This window comes from Natranaerovirga pectinivora (assembly GCF_004342165.1).
Taxonomy (GTDB): Bacteria; Bacillota; Clostridia; order Lachnospirales; family DSM-24629; genus Natranaerovirga; species Natranaerovirga pectinivora.
Map to the genome: position 1 here is coordinate 66597 of NZ_SMAL01000006.1, position 17508 is coordinate 84104.

17 protein-coding genes and 1 other annotated feature are annotated in these 17508 nt (G+C 30.8%); of the genes, 13 read left to right on the forward strand and 4 right to left on the reverse strand.

Going from position 1 to position 17508, the window contains the following annotated elements:
- Positions 1-4 precede the first annotated feature (4 nt).
- The 3 genes from EDC18_RS09410 (at position 5) to EDC18_RS09420 (ending at position 3536) form a co-directional block, all read left to right on the forward strand.
- Positions 5-2452, forward strand: a complete 2448-nt coding sequence (locus tag EDC18_RS09410) for an ATP-dependent Clp protease ATP-binding subunit (protein ID WP_132252518.1) — start codon at positions 5-7, stop codon at positions 2450-2452.
- A gap of 86 nt (positions 2453-2538) precedes the next feature.
- The gene (locus tag EDC18_RS09415; protein ID WP_132252520.1) at positions 2539-2949 is read left to right on the forward strand and encodes an endosialidase; all 411 of its coding nucleotides are present in this window, start codon (positions 2539-2541) and stop codon (positions 2947-2949) included.
- A gap of 101 nt (positions 2950-3050) precedes the next feature.
- Positions 3051-3536 (forward strand): acyl-CoA thioesterase, encoded by a 486-nt coding sequence (locus EDC18_RS09420; RefSeq protein ID WP_132252522.1) that lies wholly within the window; start codon positions 3051-3053, stop codon positions 3534-3536.
- A 31-nt stretch (positions 3537-3567) separates the two neighbouring features.
- Here the strand turns inward: EDC18_RS09420 and EDC18_RS09425 are convergent, their stop codons facing one another.
- Together EDC18_RS09425 and EDC18_RS09430 are read right to left on the reverse strand one after the other, a co-directional pair.
- Positions 3568-4182: a DUF4397 domain-containing protein gene (locus tag EDC18_RS09425; protein WP_165878536.1), complete on the reverse strand. Its 615-nt coding sequence runs from the start codon at positions 4180-4182 to the stop codon at positions 3568-3570.
- A gap of 97 nt (positions 4183-4279) precedes the next feature.
- On the reverse strand, positions 4280-4666 hold the full coding sequence (locus EDC18_RS09430; RefSeq protein WP_132252526.1) for a peptidoglycan-binding domain-containing protein: 387 nt from the start codon (positions 4664-4666) through the stop codon (positions 4280-4282).
- 111 nt (positions 4667-4777) lie between these two features.
- Here EDC18_RS09430 and EDC18_RS14575 point away from each other — a divergent pair, with 111 nt between their 5' ends.
- The 6 genes from EDC18_RS14575 (at position 4778) to EDC18_RS09455 (ending at position 9243) form a co-directional block, all read left to right on the forward strand.
- Entirely contained in the window at positions 4778-4927 is a 150-nt protein-coding gene (locus EDC18_RS14575) for a hypothetical protein (RefSeq protein ID WP_165878537.1), read from the forward strand.
- On the forward strand, positions 4928-6364 hold the full coding sequence (locus EDC18_RS09435; protein WP_132252527.1) for a recombinase family protein: 1437 nt from the start codon (positions 4928-4930) through the stop codon (positions 6362-6364).
- Positions 6365-6656: 292 nt separating this feature from the next.
- Positions 6657-7199 carry an RNA polymerase sigma factor gene (locus EDC18_RS09440; protein WP_132252529.1) on the forward strand — a complete coding sequence of 181 codons (543 nt, stop codon included), beginning with the start codon at positions 6657-6659 and terminating at the stop codon, positions 7197-7199.
- A complete protein-coding gene (locus EDC18_RS09445; protein ID WP_132252531.1) occupies positions 7196-7924 on the forward strand; it encodes a DUF4367 domain-containing protein in 729 nt (242 codons plus the stop codon). The genes EDC18_RS09440 and EDC18_RS09445 overlap by 4 nt, the downstream gene beginning before the upstream one ends.
- A 157-nt stretch (positions 7925-8081) precedes the next feature.
- On the forward strand, positions 8082-8516 hold the full coding sequence (locus EDC18_RS09450) for a hypothetical protein (RefSeq protein WP_132252533.1): 435 nt from the start codon (positions 8082-8084) through the stop codon (positions 8514-8516).
- Positions 8517-8673: 157 nt separating this feature from the next.
- Positions 8674-9243: a hypothetical protein gene (locus EDC18_RS09455; RefSeq protein WP_132252535.1), complete on the forward strand. Its 570-nt coding sequence runs from the start codon at positions 8674-8676 to the stop codon at positions 9241-9243.
- Between the two features lie 69 nt (positions 9244-9312).
- Here the strand turns inward: EDC18_RS09455 and EDC18_RS09460 are convergent, their stop codons facing one another.
- Entirely contained in the window at positions 9313-10224 is a 912-nt protein-coding gene (locus EDC18_RS09460; RefSeq protein ID WP_243115110.1) for a carboxypeptidase regulatory-like domain-containing protein, read from the reverse strand.
- Between the two features lie 505 nt (positions 10225-10729).
- On the opposite strand from EDC18_RS09460, the gene deoC reads away from it, so the two are divergent.
- Complete coding sequence (deoC, locus tag EDC18_RS09465; protein ID WP_132252536.1) at positions 10730-11398, forward strand: deoxyribose-phosphate aldolase; 669 nt, start codon at positions 10730-10732, stop codon at positions 11396-11398.
- 79 nt (positions 11399-11477) lie between these two features.
- Here deoC and EDC18_RS09470 read toward each other — a convergent pair whose 3' ends face one another.
- The gene (locus EDC18_RS09470) at positions 11478-12584 is read right to left on the reverse strand and encodes a pyridoxal phosphate-dependent aminotransferase (RefSeq protein ID WP_132252538.1); all 1107 of its coding nucleotides are present in this window, start codon (positions 12582-12584) and stop codon (positions 11478-11480) included.
- 137 nt (positions 12585-12721) lie between these two features.
- On the opposite strand from EDC18_RS09470, the gene EDC18_RS09475 reads away from it, so the two are divergent.
- The 3 genes from EDC18_RS09475 to EDC18_RS09485 all read left to right on the forward strand — a co-directional run bounded on the left by EDC18_RS09475 (position 12722) and on the right by EDC18_RS09485 (position 17468).
- Positions 12722-13879 (forward strand): AAA family ATPase, encoded by a 1158-nt coding sequence (locus EDC18_RS09475; protein ID WP_132252540.1) that lies wholly within the window; start codon positions 12722-12724, stop codon positions 13877-13879.
- A gap of 141 nt (positions 13880-14020) precedes the next feature.
- Positions 14021-14231 (forward strand) — a binding site (T-box leader).
- A 111-nt stretch (positions 14232-14342) separates the two neighbouring features.
- Positions 14343-14534: a hypothetical protein gene (locus EDC18_RS09480; protein WP_132252542.1), complete on the forward strand. Its 192-nt coding sequence runs from the start codon at positions 14343-14345 to the stop codon at positions 14532-14534.
- 291 nt (positions 14535-14825) lie between these two features.
- Positions 14826-17468, forward strand: coding sequence for a valine--tRNA ligase (locus EDC18_RS09485; protein ID WP_132252544.1), 2643 nt, complete (start codon positions 14826-14828; stop codon positions 17466-17468).
- The last annotated feature ends 40 nt before the right edge of the window (positions 17469-17508 follow it).

Consider the following 17508-nt stretch of genomic DNA (forward strand, 5'->3'; position numbering starts at 1 on the left):
ACAAATGATGGGAAGATTTACAGAAAGAGCTCAAGTTGCTATAAATTTATCACAAGAAAGTGCTAAGGAATTAGGACATGGATATGTAGGTACAGAACATATACTATTAGGTTTAATCAAAGAAGGTGAAGGTGTTGCAGCACGAGTGTTAAAAAGCAATGGTGTAACAGAAGAGACTATTATGGAAAAAATTAAAGAAATAATAGTTAATAGTAATGTTCAAACTAAGGAACCAGAGGATTTTACTCCAAGGTCAAAACGTGTTATTGAAATGAGTTTAAGAGAAGCAGTTAAAATGAATACATCACTTATAGGTACAGAGCATATTTTAATTGCTATGTTAAGAGAAAGTGATTCTATAGCTGTTCGTTTATTAAGCGCAATAAATGTAACACCACAAAAATTATACCAAGATATCTTAGCTGCATTAGGAGAAGATGCAAGTGCTGCTAAAAATGAATTTAATAAAAAGGGAAAAGAAAAAAATAGCCTTAATAACAATACACCTACATTAGACCAATTTAGTAGAGATTTAACAGATATGGCCAAAGAAGGTAAATTTGATCCAATTATTGGAAGAGATAAAGAAATTGAAAGGGTAATACAAATTCTAAGTCGTAGAACTAAAAATAATCCATGTTTGATTGGTGAACCTGGTGTTGGTAAGACAGCCATTGCTGAAGGATTAGCACAAAAAATTATTTCAGGAAATATCCCTGAGGTGTTGAAAGATAAAAGAGTGGTTGCCCTTGATTTATCAAGTATGGTAGCAGGATCAAAATACCGTGGCGAATTTGAAGATAGAATTAAAAAGGCATTAGAAGAAATTAAAACAGCAGGAAATGTTCTTTTATTTATTGATGAAATTCACACAATTGTAGGTGCAGGTGCAGCTGAAGGAGCAATTGATGCTTCTAATATTCTCAAACCATCCTTAGCAAGAGGAGAAATTCAATTAATTGGTGCTACAACCCTTGATGAGTATAGAAAATATATAGAAAAGGATGCGGCATTAGAAAGACGTTTTCAACCAGTAAAAGTTGAAGAACCTCTTGAGGACGAAGCAATAGAAATCCTTAGAGGATTAAAAGATATGTACGAAGCCCATCATAAAGTACAAATAACGGATGATGCGGTAATAGCAGCAGTAAAATTATCTAGTAGATATATAACAGATAGACATTTACCTGACAAAGCAATTGATTTAATAGATGAAGCAGCTTCGAAAGTTAGACTTAGTACCTTTACTGCACCACCTAATATAAAGGAATTAGAAAGAAAGATTGAAGAATTGGAAAATGAAAAAGAGTTGGCTATTAAGACTGAGGAGTATGAAAAAGCTGGAGAAGTAAAAAGGAAGCAAAATAAGTTTAAAGAAGAATTAGAAACTTCAAAATTAGAATGGGAAAAGAAAAATGCAAGATCTAATATGATTGTTGGAGAAGAAGAAATAGCAGATATTGTAGCTAATTGGACAGGAATACCAGTTAAGAAATTAGCAGAAGAAGAAACAGAGAGATTAAAACGATTAGAAGAGACACTTCACAAGAGAATCATTGGTCAAGAAGAAGCTGTAACAGCTATTTCAAAGGCAATAAGAAGAGGTAGAGTTGGTCTTAAAGATCCAAAAAGACCAACAGGTTCATTCTTATTCTTAGGACCAACAGGTGTTGGTAAAACAGAGCTTACTAAAGCTTTAACAGAAGCTATGTTTGGAGATGAAAATGCATTAATTAGAGTAGATATGTCAGAGTATATGGAAAAGCATAGTGTTTCAAAGCTAATAGGGTCACCACCAGGATATGTTGGACATGAAGAAGGTGGTCAATTAAGTGAAAAAGTAAGAAGAAAACCTTATTCAGTTATATTATTTGATGAAATAGAAAAAGCTCATCCAGATGTTTTTAATGTTTTATTGCAAGTTTTAGATGATGGTCATATAACAGATTCCCAAGGAAGAAAGATAAATTTTAAAAATACAATCGTTATTATGACATCTAACGTAGGTGCTAGAAATATTGTTGCTCCTAAAAGATTAGGATTTGCTTCTGAAGTTAATGAAGCGTCAAATTACCAACAAATGAAATCAAACGTAATGGATGAAGTAAAAAAACTATTCAGACCAGAACTTCTTAATAGAATAGATGAAATAATTGTATTCCACTCACTATTAAAAGAGCATATTAAGCAAATAGTAGATATTATGATTGATAGATTAAGAAAAAGAATGGAACAAAATATGGATCTTAGCATAGAAATAGATGAGGCTGCTAAGGAGCATTTAGCAGAGTCAGGATTTGATCAAACTTTTGGCGCAAGACCATTAAGAAGGGCTATTCAATCTAAAATAGAAGATAAAATTGCAGAAGAAATTCTAGAAGGCAAGATAAAAGAAGGGGATCAAGTTTTAGTTACCTTCGAAGACAATGTTTTAAAGTTTAATACTAAATAACTAGAATTATTCTTGAAAGTAAGATATAATAGAAGAGAAATACAATTAATTATGGATGATTTTGTCTAATTTAGGAGGGTTTTAGGATGTCAGTTATTCAAGAACTAATCAGAGTTGAAACTGATGGTACGCTAAGCTTTGGGAATTATTTATTAGAAGAGAAGAAGAAGGTTCTTGATTTCGAAGTTAGTGGGGATATTTATAAAGTAAAAACATTTGATGAAATAACAAAGCTAGAAAAAAATGGAATATTATTGTATGAATCTGTTCCTGGTACGGCTGTTCACAATATGAAAGTTGAAGAAAAAGAAGTATCTTTTAATGTGGAAGGTACAAAAGATTCTCAAATTACAATTGAACTTGAACCAGGTAAAGAATATAAATTATTACTTGATGAAGTGAATGTTGGAAAAATCAAATCAAATTTAAGTGGAAAAATTAATTTTAGTATCGATTTTGAAGATAAAAGAAGAAAAGTTCAAATTAAAAAAATATAGTAAATAGCGTGCTTATATGCACGCTATTTTACTTTCTTGACATTTACTTTAAAATTAATTATAGTTTATTAAATGATTCTATTAAGTGAGGTTATTTAGTTATGAAAGAGAAAAGAGTGAAAGATTCAAAAACTATAATGAGTATTATGGTAACGCCAGATAAATCCAACAACCATGGAACAATGCATGGTGGAGAAATTATGAGATTAATGGATGAAACAGCATATGTAGTGGCAAAAAAACATTGTAGGTGTGATGTAAGCATAGTAACTGCAAGAGTCGATGAACTTGAATTCTATAGGCCCATACATATTGAAGACGTTGTTACAGTTACTGGGGAACTTGTTTTTGTAGGTAAATCATCTATGGAAGTTTATGTACTAGTAGAAGTGGATCACTTAAGCTGTGGAGATAAGGGAGATAAAGTAGCATTATCAGCTTACTTTACAATGGTTGCCAAGGACAAAGAAGGCAATAGATATGAAGTGCCAAGGTTGGTGTTAATGAATAAAGAAGAGGAAGAAAAATATCAGTTGGGGAACCAGAGATATTTAAAATACAAAGAAAAGAAAAAAACTAATGTATAAAAATAAGGCGGTTTACATAACCGCCTTATTTTTATACATTAATATAAGAATTGCCATCTAATGGAACTAATATTTGCAATGGTGGCGTATCACCAACGAGACCCACCGCGTAAACAGTATAGAACCTATCTTTTTTAAGTCTTATGTTAGGTGCTCTTAAAACAGGTTCATTTGTATCCGTTGGAAACACTTGGAGATAATATGAATTTGGGTCAACAAATAAATAGTCTGATATCTCCCCATAAGCAACATCTGAAAACAGTTGTTCTCCTGTATCAAGTCTTATATCTACAGAAGGAGCATTAGGGGCTAAGTGTGCGAACCTAACACCTAACTGATTAGTTGGTATTCTAATAGTTGGGTCCTCTATAACAAAAACTTGAGGGTCTTCAGCAGATCCTGATACAGCTACAGTAAATATCCCTCTTTCGGGAACGGAAAGCATTGTACTTAACACACCTTGTTGAGTGCCAGAAACTAAAATATCTACTTCATAATCACCAGGTCTTACAGGGATATATGGTGTAAAATCTCCAAATTCTAAATCTTCTGCAAGGAGTACTTCTTCATTGGCATAAATGTCAACGCCAGGAGCATCTGGAACTGCATGTAGTAAACGAATATATGATGTCGTTTTTTGATTCAACCTCTTCACCACCTTTTACCACTTTAAAGAAATATTTAAAAATTCTTTAATACAGTATATGGCTATTAAAAGACAAATGTGAGAGGTTCAAAAATATTTACATTAACTCAGCGATTCGTGTAACGGCTACATATATATCTGATATTCTATACCATGTAGGATAGTCTACAATGCCATTAGGTGGCAAGTTAAACACTTCTTGGAAAGTAGCTACAGCATCTCTAGTCTGTTCTCCAAAAACACCATCAACCCGTACACGAGGAATGGCTGGGAAGTTTTGTGAAACAGCATTTAATTGTTGTTGAATAATTCTTACGTCCTCACCTGTTGAACCAACTTGTAAATTCACACCACCCCAAGAAGTAGGGACCCCTGATACTCTAGGAGCAGTTTCTAAATACATATCTTGACCATAAAAATGTCTAATAATTTCAATAGCATTACGACCTTGATCTCCTAAGGATTTACTGCCCCATTGGGTCATCCCAATTGAAATAGACAGTAAAATTCTTTTTCAAACGATTACTTTTATGAAAGTGGACAAACCTATTCTTCATAGAATGTAATAGGAATAAATTACTGGAGGGGTGAAGCTATGTTAAAGGCAATATCCTATATTAATAAAAATAATAGACAAATAAAAATGGAAGATCTAACACCAATAGATAAAAAGACAGTTATATACAAGTTAAATAAAAAAGGAATAGAAGCTTATGGCTACAAGGTAAAGGAAGAAGAGATATAGATGAAAAGGGGAGCTATGTATATTCGAGTTAGTACAAATGATCAAATCGAATATAGCCCTGAAGCACAGAAGAATGCTATATTAAACTATGCGGAAAAAAACAATATAACCATCCAACCCGACAATATATTCCTTGATGAAGGAATTAGTGGAAAAAAAGCAGAAAAAAGACCAGCTTTTATGGAAATGATAAAATTAGCAAAGAAAAAGCCAAAACCTTTTGATGTGATACTTGTTCACAAATTCGATAGATTTGCAAGAAATAGAGAAGATAGTGTTGTTTATAAATCTTTATTACGAAAAGAATGTGGTATTAAAGTTATCAGTATAACAGAACAAATGGAAGATGATAAATTCTCAATTATACTTGAATCCATGTTAGAAGCAATGGCAGAATATTATAGTTTGAACTTAGCAGATGAAGTAAAAAAAGGAATGACAGAAAAAGCAAAAAGAGGTGGTTTTCAATCAAGGACACCATTAGGTTATTATATTGATGAAAGAGGGAAACCGCCCAAAATAGTTCCGGAAGAAGCCCAAATTATAAGATTTATTTATAATAAGTTTGTCTATGATCAATGGACATTTTATGAAATAGCAAAAAATTTAAATGATGCAGGATTTAGGACAAAAGAAGGCAATCTCTTTGAAAAAAGAAGTATCAAATACATATTAGAAAACCCACTTTATTCAGGCATTACAAGATGGAATTATAGAAAAAATCAGAAGATTAATGATGAAAATCAGTGGGTACTGTCAGAGGGAAGTCATGAACCTATTGTATCAAAAGAATTATATAATCAGGCCATTGAAAAAATAGAGTGCATAAATCAACGCTATGGTAAAAAAGACAGACCAACTTTGGAGTATGGTCATTGGTTGTCAGGTATTCTTAAATGTGCCTATTGCGGGGGGGCGGTAACTTTAGGAGGAAGTAAGAAATATAGATATTATCGTTGCAATAAGCATCTAAAAGGATCATGCCAATACAATAATCAAATACGTTTAGAACAATTAGAGGAAATAATCTTAAATAAAATCAGAGTAGATATAGGCAGTATAGAGTTGAAAATTATAAACTCAACTCATTCGAATGTTAAAATTGAAATTGACATATTAAAGAAACAGCTAAAAAAAGTATTAAAAAAATATGAATTATCAAAAGAAGCATTCTTATCAGAAGTTGATTCCTTAGAAGAGTATATTAAGAACAAAAAAATAATCTGTGAGGAAGAAATTATAATTAATAATAAATTAAAAACACTTACAGATAAAAATATTGGGTTATCTAATATGGTTGATGAAAAGATTAATGGGTATAAATTATTAGTGGACCATAGGAATTCAGTAAGTATAAAGAACAAAGTAATACGATCTTTCATTGAAAAAATATTAATAGATAAACCTAATGAAATTATACATATATACTATCATTAGAGTAAAATGTATAAAATAAATAAAAAATAAAGCTTAATAAAAAACTTTATAAAAAATTTTATATAAAGTGTAAGAAAACCACCTCTTCAATTGTTATATATTAAGAGGAGGTTTTTTTATGGCGTAAACAATAAGAAAATTCAAAGGAAAGAAGAGCTGTTAGATAGTCTTCCCAGTTGATAAAAATGGATGAATCAGTTAATATTAGATTTAACAAATGTTAAGTCATTTGTTAGAACTAAAAACTGAGGTTGAAAGGAGCGTATTAAGAATACTGTAGTATTCTCTAATAATGACTATGATATTTTTATTAACGATAGAAGATGAAATTGTAAGAAGTAAGCTTGAAGAAATATACTATATGTATTCTAAGGATATATATAGATGCGCTTTTAAAATATTAAAAACACATCACAGTGCCGAAGATATTGTACAAAATACTATAATGAAGTTAATTGATAATCTTGAAAATATTGAAGATGTTAACAGTAAAAAAACAAAATCATATATATTAACAATTGCCACAAATATGGCAATAAATATGATAAAAAAGAATAAGAAAATTGTTAACTTGGAAAAAAACCATGAAGAAAGATTAGTTGACGATACAGATTTAGAAAAGTATATGTTAAATTTAGAAACTTGTAGTGAAATAGCAGCAACACTTAGTAAAATTAATCCAAATTATGCAGATATATTAATGTTAAAATACTTTCACGAATACTCAAATGCTGAAATCGCTGAAATTCTTCAAATTAATGAAAACAATGTACATATCAGATTGCATAGATCTAAAAGGGAGTTATTAAAGCAATTTGAGGAGGGGTTTAAATGAGCAATGTAAATAAAGAGAAAACTCAACGTATTGTTGAGAATTATCTATATTTGTTAGGACATGAAAGAGCTAAAATTATATGTGATGAATTTGAAATGGATGAAGAAATTCAAAATATTGAAGTGCCAGAAAGTATTGATAAGTGGTTTGAAGATTTTAATCGAAAATATAAAAAGAAACAGCGTAATATTGCAAGAAGAAAAATGGGTTTGATCTATGGGAAAAGAATTGCATCTATTATGTTAGTTCTTCTATTATCGTTTACTGTTTTAACGGTGAGTGTAGAAGCTTTTAGACATAGAGTTATTTCATTTATTATGGAAGTTTATGATGAATATACAGCCATTCAATTTATAGGCAGTGATAATGACATGAAGAAAGTATCAACTGGTTCCTCTCTTTATGCATACCCTACTCATATTCCAGTAGGTTTCGAAGTAGATGATATAAATGATAGTGGAAATCTAAAAAGTATTCTTTTTATAAATGAATCAGAACAGTATATTAGATTAATGCAAGCACCTTTAGAGGTAAGGATATCTATAGATACTGAAGATGCTATAACTAAAAGCTTTGAAATTAATGGTTTTGAGGCCCTTTTAGTTAATAAATTAGATCTATATCAAATTATATGGCATGATGAACAGTATGTTTATCATATAATATCTAATTATGAAGTAAATGCTATATTAAAACTTGCTAGAAGTGTAAGTTTATTAAAATAAATTTTAAAATAGTGTAAGAAAACATCCTTCTCAATTGTTATATATGAGAGGGAGTTTTTTTCTTGTCAAAAACCAAGGTGCAAAATCAAACACCTAATTATTTTTTTGATGCTTTTTTCCAACAAAAAAAATACAAAAAGAAGAAAGAGGTTTTAATATGAAAAAAATTAAAAAGATAATATGTTTAACATTAATGATTATGGCATTTTCAATAACAGTTAGTGGATCAACCACAGAAATTGCTGGAGTAGAAGAGAATGGTCTTATTTTTCAGCCTATGTATTCCTATATTAACAGTGTATCTACCTATCTAGATATATCTTCAGGAGGTACTGCTGCTGGAACTGCTAGTGTTAGCACTAGAAATGCAGATAGCATACGTCTTACTATGCAATTTCAAAGGTATACAAATGGATCTTGGCAAACAATAGTAAACTATGGGCAAACAACACAAGGAAATTCAGCATATATGTATAGAACTGAACCAGTATCTAAAGGGTTTGAATATAGAGTTAGGTTAATAGTAGAAGTTTTCTCAGGCGGAAGGCTTGTTGAAACAACAACTGAAATAAGTAATTATGTATTATATTAATCAACTTATGGCGCTTGCTTCCTAAGAGGCACAAGCTTAGTTGAAAATGTAATTGTCAAATCCCTGCGAGCAAGTTGCAGATTAGACTTTCAGACAATATAAAAGGATACAGCGTATAAAATGTTTTAATGTATCAGAAAAATAAAAGGTGATTTAAATGAAATTTGTTTTAATTGGAATAGTAATGATAACAATTATACTCCTTATTTATTATAAAAAAAATAAAGAGGATTCTCTTGAAATTGATGTAGAAGAAACTTTGCCATCGAATATTCTTTTCTATCGTAAGAAGGATAGAACGAGTTTATTATCAGATATAGAATATTTTGTGTCCTATTTTAGAACAGTTTTTTATATTATTATTGAAAAAGATAATGAATATGAAGTGCGTGAATATGATGTTCCTAGATATGAAGAAAAAATAAAAATAAGCATACCTAAGGATAGTAATATTATACTTTCTATGCATCAGAATAGAATGATTCACGCCAATCTGTATCTAGAATTACACCAAGAAGATATTAAATTAGAGGATATAGAGATTTTTGCCATTGACTCTCCAATGAAAAGCAATGAGTTTGTATTCGGAGTAAGTGACTTTAGAAAAAACTTTCTCTTTAAAAGCAAAGACAATCAGTTATATAATTTTTCTATTGCTTATGAAAGTTTAGGGGCTGACGGGGAAGTGTATTATAAACACAATTTTTATTTAGTAAAACAATCTTAATCGTTATTAATGTTACATACAAAAGAGTTTGAGAAGAGAGGCGGTATATACTGTCTCTTTTTTTACTGCCTATTGCAATAAGGTCATCCAACCAGGACACTGAACCATTCTCCCATCACAATATTGGGTTAATATAGGCTGTATAATATTAGGTCGGGCCAAATAATTTACAAATATAGCATCAACAACTTGAGAGATATTTTCATAAATATTTCTGCCATATATCCATTTTTGATCAAATGCAGTTGAAGAAGTTATTGTAAAGTTTTGTCCTTTGCCTCTATACCATTCAGTAAAAACCCGGTTTAGTGTAAAGGATAAAATTGATAATGTATTTGCTTGTATTGTCGCTTCAGGCCAAGTGGCATAAATTTCGCTAGATGCTACGTTTTTAATATAGTCTTTAAAGCGCACCCAATAATTTCGTGCTGATGCATCTGCAGGAGGTCCATCATGTACAATGATAAACTCAGGAATTACTGGCTCTCTTAAAACGATTTCACCAGTTTCTGCAATATCTTTAACTTCATCTTCTGGAATTTTTGGTGGGTACTCGAAAAAAAGAGTGTGGGGGCCGATAACAATAGACTCACCATTTAATTGTTGAGCATTCACACCATTCCCTACTGGAATAACTTCTATATCTTGAAGAGCTTTTCTTTCTGGAAGTAATTGAATGCCATTGACAACAACTGGTTCATAGCCAGGAGTAGTGACAGTGCAAGTGTATTCAGCATAAGGTTGTTCAGGAGAAGGCTCAAGGCTGTATTCTATTGGTGGAGCTGGCAGTTCAATAGTAGGGGTTTTCCCAGAAACATTAGTATTGATTACTTCAATTTGGGAGTTAGGAACACCAGTATAACCAATTGATATTTCAGCGCCTTCAATAGGTACAAAGCCAACATCAGTTCTAACATTTACTTCTAAGGACCCAAAGGATTGGGTTTCCATTTGAGCAGGGTATACAAATTTTCTACGCATAAATATCCTCTTTCTAAAAACTCTTACTACAAATATATGAACAATGAAAGAGAAAATGAACCTATCACCAAATAAAATCTTAAATTGACAGGAATACATAACTATTTTAGAATTGAATATGAAAGTCTAATGTGCAAACTTGCTGGAAAGAGCTTGGAGATTAGACTTTCAGGGAAACTTGTGGTTCTTACAAAGGGAGACATAAGTGGAGTTGATATGTAATAAAAAGAATACTATCAGTTATATTAACAGATAGCATTCTACGAGGGGAGAACAATATATTGAACAGAGATACAAATAAAATCTATATTAATAAAACCTATAAAACATCTTCTCGTGTGTATGAAAAATTCTTTGTTAGCTAACATAATATAAGTGAAACATCTATATTAAAAAAGAATTATTAATTTGTATCTCTGTATCCATTATTATATCCACAATAGTTAAAGATATTCATAAACTAGGATTTTAAAAAGACAAAACAAAAGAAAGTAGTGAAGAAATTATGAATTTAGCAAATTATATCGATCATACTATATTGAAAGCAGATACAACAAAAGAAGAAGTTATTCAAATATGTAAAGAAGCCATAGAGTATGAATTTGCTTCTGTATGTGTAAATTTATATTATACAAAACTAGTAAATGAATTATTAAAAAATACAGAGGTTAAGACAACAACAGTTATAGGATTTCCACTTGGAGCTGTAACGACTGAAGTAAAAGTATTTGAAACAGAAAAGGCAGTAGAATATGGAGCAGATGAAATTGATATGGTAATGAATATTGGTGCTCTAAAAAATAAAAATTATGAAGAGGTATTAAATGATATAAAAGAAGTGAAAAAAGCGTGTAACAATAAAGCCATATTAAAAGTTATTATAGAAACAGCATTATTGACGGGAGAAGAAAAAGAAATGGCTTGTAAACTCTCACTAGAAGCAGGAGCTGATTTTGTAAAGACATCCACAGGTTTTAGCACAGGTGGCGCCACAGTAGAAGATATTCAATTAATGAAAAATATTGTTAAAGATCAAGCTAAAGTTAAAGCTTCTGGAGGCATAAGAGATAAAGAAACAACTATTGCGATGATTAACGCAGGTGCAGATAGAATTGGTGCAAGTGCATCTGTACATATTGTAACAGGGGAGCATTCCATTGGGAGTGGGTATTAGTCTTTTAGTGGCTTATATCAGAATCATTTCTGATATAAGCCACTTTTAAATTAAAGGACCACTAAACTTATTAAATGGGTTAAGATGTTGTATTTAAAAATTCATTCAATGCTTCTAATAGCAAATCATTTTCTCTTGGTTTTAGAAAACAAAAACGAATAAAACGATCATTTAAAAATGGAAAGGAAGAACAGTCTCTAACCATTATATTTTTACGAACCAAATATTCAAATACCATAGTTGAAGTAACACTAGGGTCTAATAGCTTTACAAGTAAAAAATTGGCACTAGGGTTATATACTTTTACCGAATCCCAATGACTCATGGTTTCAAAAATCCTTTTTCTTTCAGAAGCAATAAGGTTCTTAGTTTCAGTGATATATGCTTGATCTGAAAACATGATTTCACCAGCAAAACTGGCCAATGTATTAATGGCCCAAGGATTTTGTTTGGCATTCATTTCTTTTATTAAGTCTTCATTACTACATATACCATAACCTAAACGTAACCCAGGAGCAGCAAAGAATTTTGAGATGCCTCTAAGTATAATGAGGTTGTTATAAAACTCTGTTAAAGGAACTGCCGATATAACATTGATGTCTTCTGAAAATTCAACATACGTTTCATCAATCATAACAAAGACATTGTTCTTTTTACAATGATCTAGTATGGATCGTATAGAGCTTTGGGTAATGGCTGTAGAAGTAGGATTATTTGGATTACAGATAACCAATAAATCAATTTCTTTAGTTAATTGTTTATTGAGATTTTCAATGTTTATTTCAAAATGATTCTCTTCTTCTAAAGGAAAATAATAAGATGCCCCACCTGTTAAAGCAATCTCCCGTTCATATTCAGAGTAGGTTGGACCAATAATAATGGCATTTTTAGGTTTTTTTAAATGCATCACAAGAGATATAAGTTCAGTTGAACCATTGCCAACAATAATGTTCTCATAATTTGTCTCACAATAGTCTCCAATACTTTTTCTCAAATTAGTATAATCTCTATCTGGATAAGTTGTTATAATATCAATATTAGAAGCCAATTCATTTTTTAGTAAAGGTGAAATCCCAAGGGGATTAACATTTGAACTATAATTAATAACTGCTTCTTTTGAAATCTGGTATATTTGTTCTATTTTTTCTAGGTCACTGCCGTGAAAGTGGTTGTTATTCGTATTCATAGAATCCCTCTTCGTATTATTATTGTTGAATGTTTATTATATAAAGTGTTATAATTATTATAACTGTTTATTTAAAAAAAGCAAATAAACTAATATGAGTATGTTTATCAACATTAGTTCATAAAAGGATGACAATAATGACAAAATTACTTGATGCTATAAAAAAATTTTTTCAAAAACTCTTTAATAAATCTCAAATAGAGGAAGTCACATTTGATATTGATGATGAAAATGACCGAAAAAGGTATATCGAAGCCATTTGTGATGATATTAGTCTAGCACACAAACAAATTCGAATCATTAAACCAGAACTAGATGAAGTTCAATCCATACTATCAGACTATCAAAAACTTGAAAAACTTCCAGATAATATTAAAGAAACTTTAATTGGGGATGTTGTAGAATTAATTAAATTCAGAGAAGCAAGAGAAACCTATAAGATATCTTTAAATATTGATCCAAGATTAGCCCATTTAGAAATTTATGAAGATCATATGGAAGAAGTTTTATTGAAGATGAATGAATTAGAGGCACGTCAAAGTCTTATTAAAAGAGACTTAGAACACCTTGAAGGTGAAAAATCTGAATTAAATTATCAAAGAAATAAAATAAATAAATCAAGACAAATGGTCAAAATAACTTCTATTTCATTTTTTTGCCTATTTTCTTTATTCCTTGTTATTTTTACCATGCTAAGCAGTGTGTATAATAAAGACGTTACAATAGGAAGTATAGGATTACTAATTATTTCCTTAATATATGTATTATTTATTTATCACTTTAAAAGAAAATCTGTTCTTAGGTTATCTAAGAATGATAAATTACTAAAAAAAGCTTTAGAGTATATAAAAAGAGTTCAAATTAAATATGTTAATAATACAAATCTTTTAGAATATGAATATAAAAAATATAAAGTGAATACGTGTAATGAACTAAGGTACCTATGGGACCAATATAAAAAACAAAAAGAGGAACAAGAAGTTTATAGACAAGCAACGAATAATCTAGATATATTAGAAGATGAAATATTAGGAAAGCTTAAAGGTATTTATATAGAAAATCATATTAAGATATTAACAGAAATTGATTTGTTAGTAGATGAATCAAAGAAAGAAGAATATATGAGTAATATGACCAGTCTTCATACAAAGTTAAAAGAGCAAATGAATTTCAACAAAGGTATTTTAGAAACATCAGGTAATAAATTGAAAATATTAACAAAACACAATGGTGTTGTTCAGTCTGAAGTTGAAGCAATTTTAGAACGTAAAAAAGAAGAGCATAATATTTTATAAGACAATACTAAAAATCCTTGACAAATTATTAAACTTTCTATACCATAATATAAAAGTATGATTTTCAACTTGCTTTCAATGAAACTTATGACACTTGGGAACTAAGAGGCATAAGGTGAGTAAGTGAATATTAAATTTAAGGTAAATGTAATGATGGAGAAGAGTACATAGGAATCCTGAAAGAGAGGAAAACCCATTGGCTGAAAAGTTTTCTCAGTTTAATTCTTATGGAAGGTAGCTCTTGAACAGTTAATCTGAACTAATAGTAGGATTAAACGGGTAACTCCGTTAAAAGTTTTGAGTGCTTTGTGTATTTGAATTAAGGTGGTACCGCGGTCTTTTCGTCCTTAGGAATGAAAGGGCCTTTTTTGTTTTAAATTAATGTTTTCAACGAAACTTGTGTCTCCTACACAGAAAGAGGCATAAGTTGAGTTAATAAATTAGATAGAGAATGAGGTGACTTATGGTAGTTTTTGGAAGTATATTAGTTGTAATAGGTGCAATTCTTTTTGTTATGAGTTGGGTTATAGGGAGACGAAAAGGTGTTAATGTTGATAAAGAATTCATGGAACTTTTGTTTCAGATGAAATTTGTGATTAAGGTTATTGGGGCCGTTTTTATTGCTGTAGGTGGAATGATTGTTATGTTTTATTAAAATTCATGGCTGCTTTCGTATGGGAGTATCTATACAAAACAGTTCCAATAAATATTTTATGAAAAACTAAGTGCGTTTCGATTAATATTTCTAAGCCTTAAAACTCCCTTCGGTCAAACAGTTAAGGCTTTTAACGAAATATGAATCTACACTTACTAAGGTTTTCTATAAAATATTTAAAAGTCACTTGTTTTGCATAGATATTCCCATACTAATGTCTTGATTTTTACAATGAGAAAATGAAAAAGTATTTACTTAAAACTTATAAAAAGAAATATGGAGGATTTATAAATGGAGCGAAATCTTGAAAAAACTTATGATCCATCAATTGTTGAAGATCGTCTTTACAAGAAATGGATTGATAAAAATTATTTTCATGCTGAGGTAGATGAGAGTAAAAAGCCTTTTACAATTGTTATTCCACCGCCAAATATTACAGGGCAACTCCATATGGGACATGCCTTAGATAATACGTTGCAGGATATTTTAATTAGATATAAGCGTATGCAAGGGTTTAATGCCCTTTGGCAACCAGGTACAGACCATGCTAGTATTGCCACAGAAGTTAAGATTGTGAATCAAATGGCTAGTGAAGGGTTAACAAAAGAAGACCTTGGAAGAGAAGGTTTTATGGAAAGAGCTTGGAAGTGGAAAGAAGAATATGGTGGTATTATCATCGATCAGTTAAAGAAGCTTGGCGCTTCTTGTGATTGGGAAAGAGAAAGATTTACATTAGATGAAGGTTGTTCAGATGCGGTTTTAGAAGTTTTTGTAAGGTTATATGAAAAAGGATACATATACCGTGGTGCAAAAATTATCAATTGGTGCCCTGTATGTCAAACAACCATTTCTGATGCTGAAGTTGAACATGAAGAAAAGCAAGGGAATTTTTGGCATATTAAATATCCTATTAAAGATTCAGATGAATTCATCCAAGTGGCAACAACTAGACCTGAAACAATGCTTGGAGATACTGCAGTAGCAGTACACCCTGAAGATGAAAGATATGCCCATTTAATTGGTAAAAAAGTTGTATTGCCATTAGTAAATAGAGAGATACCAGTTATAGCAGATGAGTATGTTGATAAAGAATTTGGAACAGGAGTTGTAAAAATAACACCTGCCCATGACCCAAATGACTTTGAAGTAGGCTTAAGACATGAATTGCCACAAATCAATGTAATGAACGACGATGGAAGCATTAATGAAGAAGGTGGCAAGTATAAAGGGTTATCTAGATATGATGCAAGAAAAGCAGTTGTAAAAGATCTTGAAGAATTAGGATTCTTAGTAAAAATAGAAGATCATAAACATAATGTGGGTATGCATGACCGTTGTAATACAGTAGTTGAGCCATTAATTAAGATGCAGTGGTTTTTAGCAATGGAGGAGCTGGCTAAGCCTGCTATAGAAGCATATAAAAAAGGTGATTTAAAATTTGTTCCTGACAGATTTGGAAAAGTCTATCTTCATTGGTTAGAGAATATAAGAGATTGGTGTATATCAAGACAATTATGGTGGGGGCACCGTGTTCCAGCCTACTATTGTAGTGATTGTAAAGAAATTATTGTATCCAAAGAAGTGCCATCTCAATGTAAATGTGGCAGTGAAAAAATCCATCAAGATGAAGATTCTTTAGACACTTGGTTTAGTTCAGCATTATGGCCTTTTTCAACATTAGGTTGGCCTAATAATACAAAAGACTTAGAGTATTTCTATCCAACAGATGTATTGGTTACTGGATATGACATTATATTTTTCTGGGTTGTTAGAATGGTATTCTCTGCAATAGAGCATACAGATAAATTACCATTCCATACTGTTTTAATTCATGGACTGGTTAGAGATGCTCAAGGAAGAAAAATGAGTAAAAGTCTTGGAAATGGTATTGATCCATTAGAAATTATTGAAAAATACGGTTCAGATGCTTTAAGATTAACCCTTGTTACAGGAAATGCTCCAGGAAATGATATGCGTTTCCATTGGGAAAGAGTAGAATCTAGTAGAAACTTTGGTAATAAAATATGGAATGCTTCAAGGTTTATTCTTATGAATCTTGAAAATACATCTATTGAAGAAATAAACTTAAGTGAGTTAACTCAAGCAGACAAATGGATTTTATCAAAGGTAAATAAGTTAGCTCAAGATGTAACAGATAATATGGATAACTATGATTTAGGAATCGCTGTTGGAAAATTATACGATTTCATATGGGAAGAGTTTTGTGATTGGTATATAGAAATGGTTAAGCCAAGATTATACAACGAAGAAGATACAACAAAAAATGCTGCTTTATGGACACTTAAAACAGTATTAATTCAATCCTTAAAATTATTACATCCATATATGCCATTTATAACAGAAGAAATATTCACTTTTATAGAGGAAAAGGAAGAATCTATTATGATTTCAGAGTGGCCTAAGTACAAAGAAGAGTGGAACTTTGAAAAAGATGAACAAGAAATTGAAATCATCAAAGAAGCTGTTAGAGGCATTAGAAATGTTAGAGCAGAAATGAATGTCCCACCAAGTAAGAAAGCAAAAGTATTTGTTGTTTCTGAAAAAGAAAGTATTAAAGAAATCTTTACAAAAGCAAAAGTGTTCTTTTCAACATTAGGCTATGCAAGTGAAGTTGTCGTTCAAGAGGACAAAGGTGGCATAGATACAGATGCGGTATCGACAGTTATACCTGACGCTACAATTTTTATGCCTTTTGCAGAACTAATTGATATTGAAAAAGAAATCGAAAGATTAGAAAAAGAAAAAGGCAAACTAGAAAAAGAATTAGAAAGATCTACTAAAATGTTAGCTAATGAAAGTTTTGTTAGTAAAGCACCAGCTAATAAACTAGAAGAAGAAAAAGCTAAACTAGAGAAGTATAGAACGATGATGAATCAAGTAAAAGAAAGAATCGACCAATTAACATCTAGATAATACAAAAAGGAAGACCAAATGAAAAAAGGGTCTTCCTTTT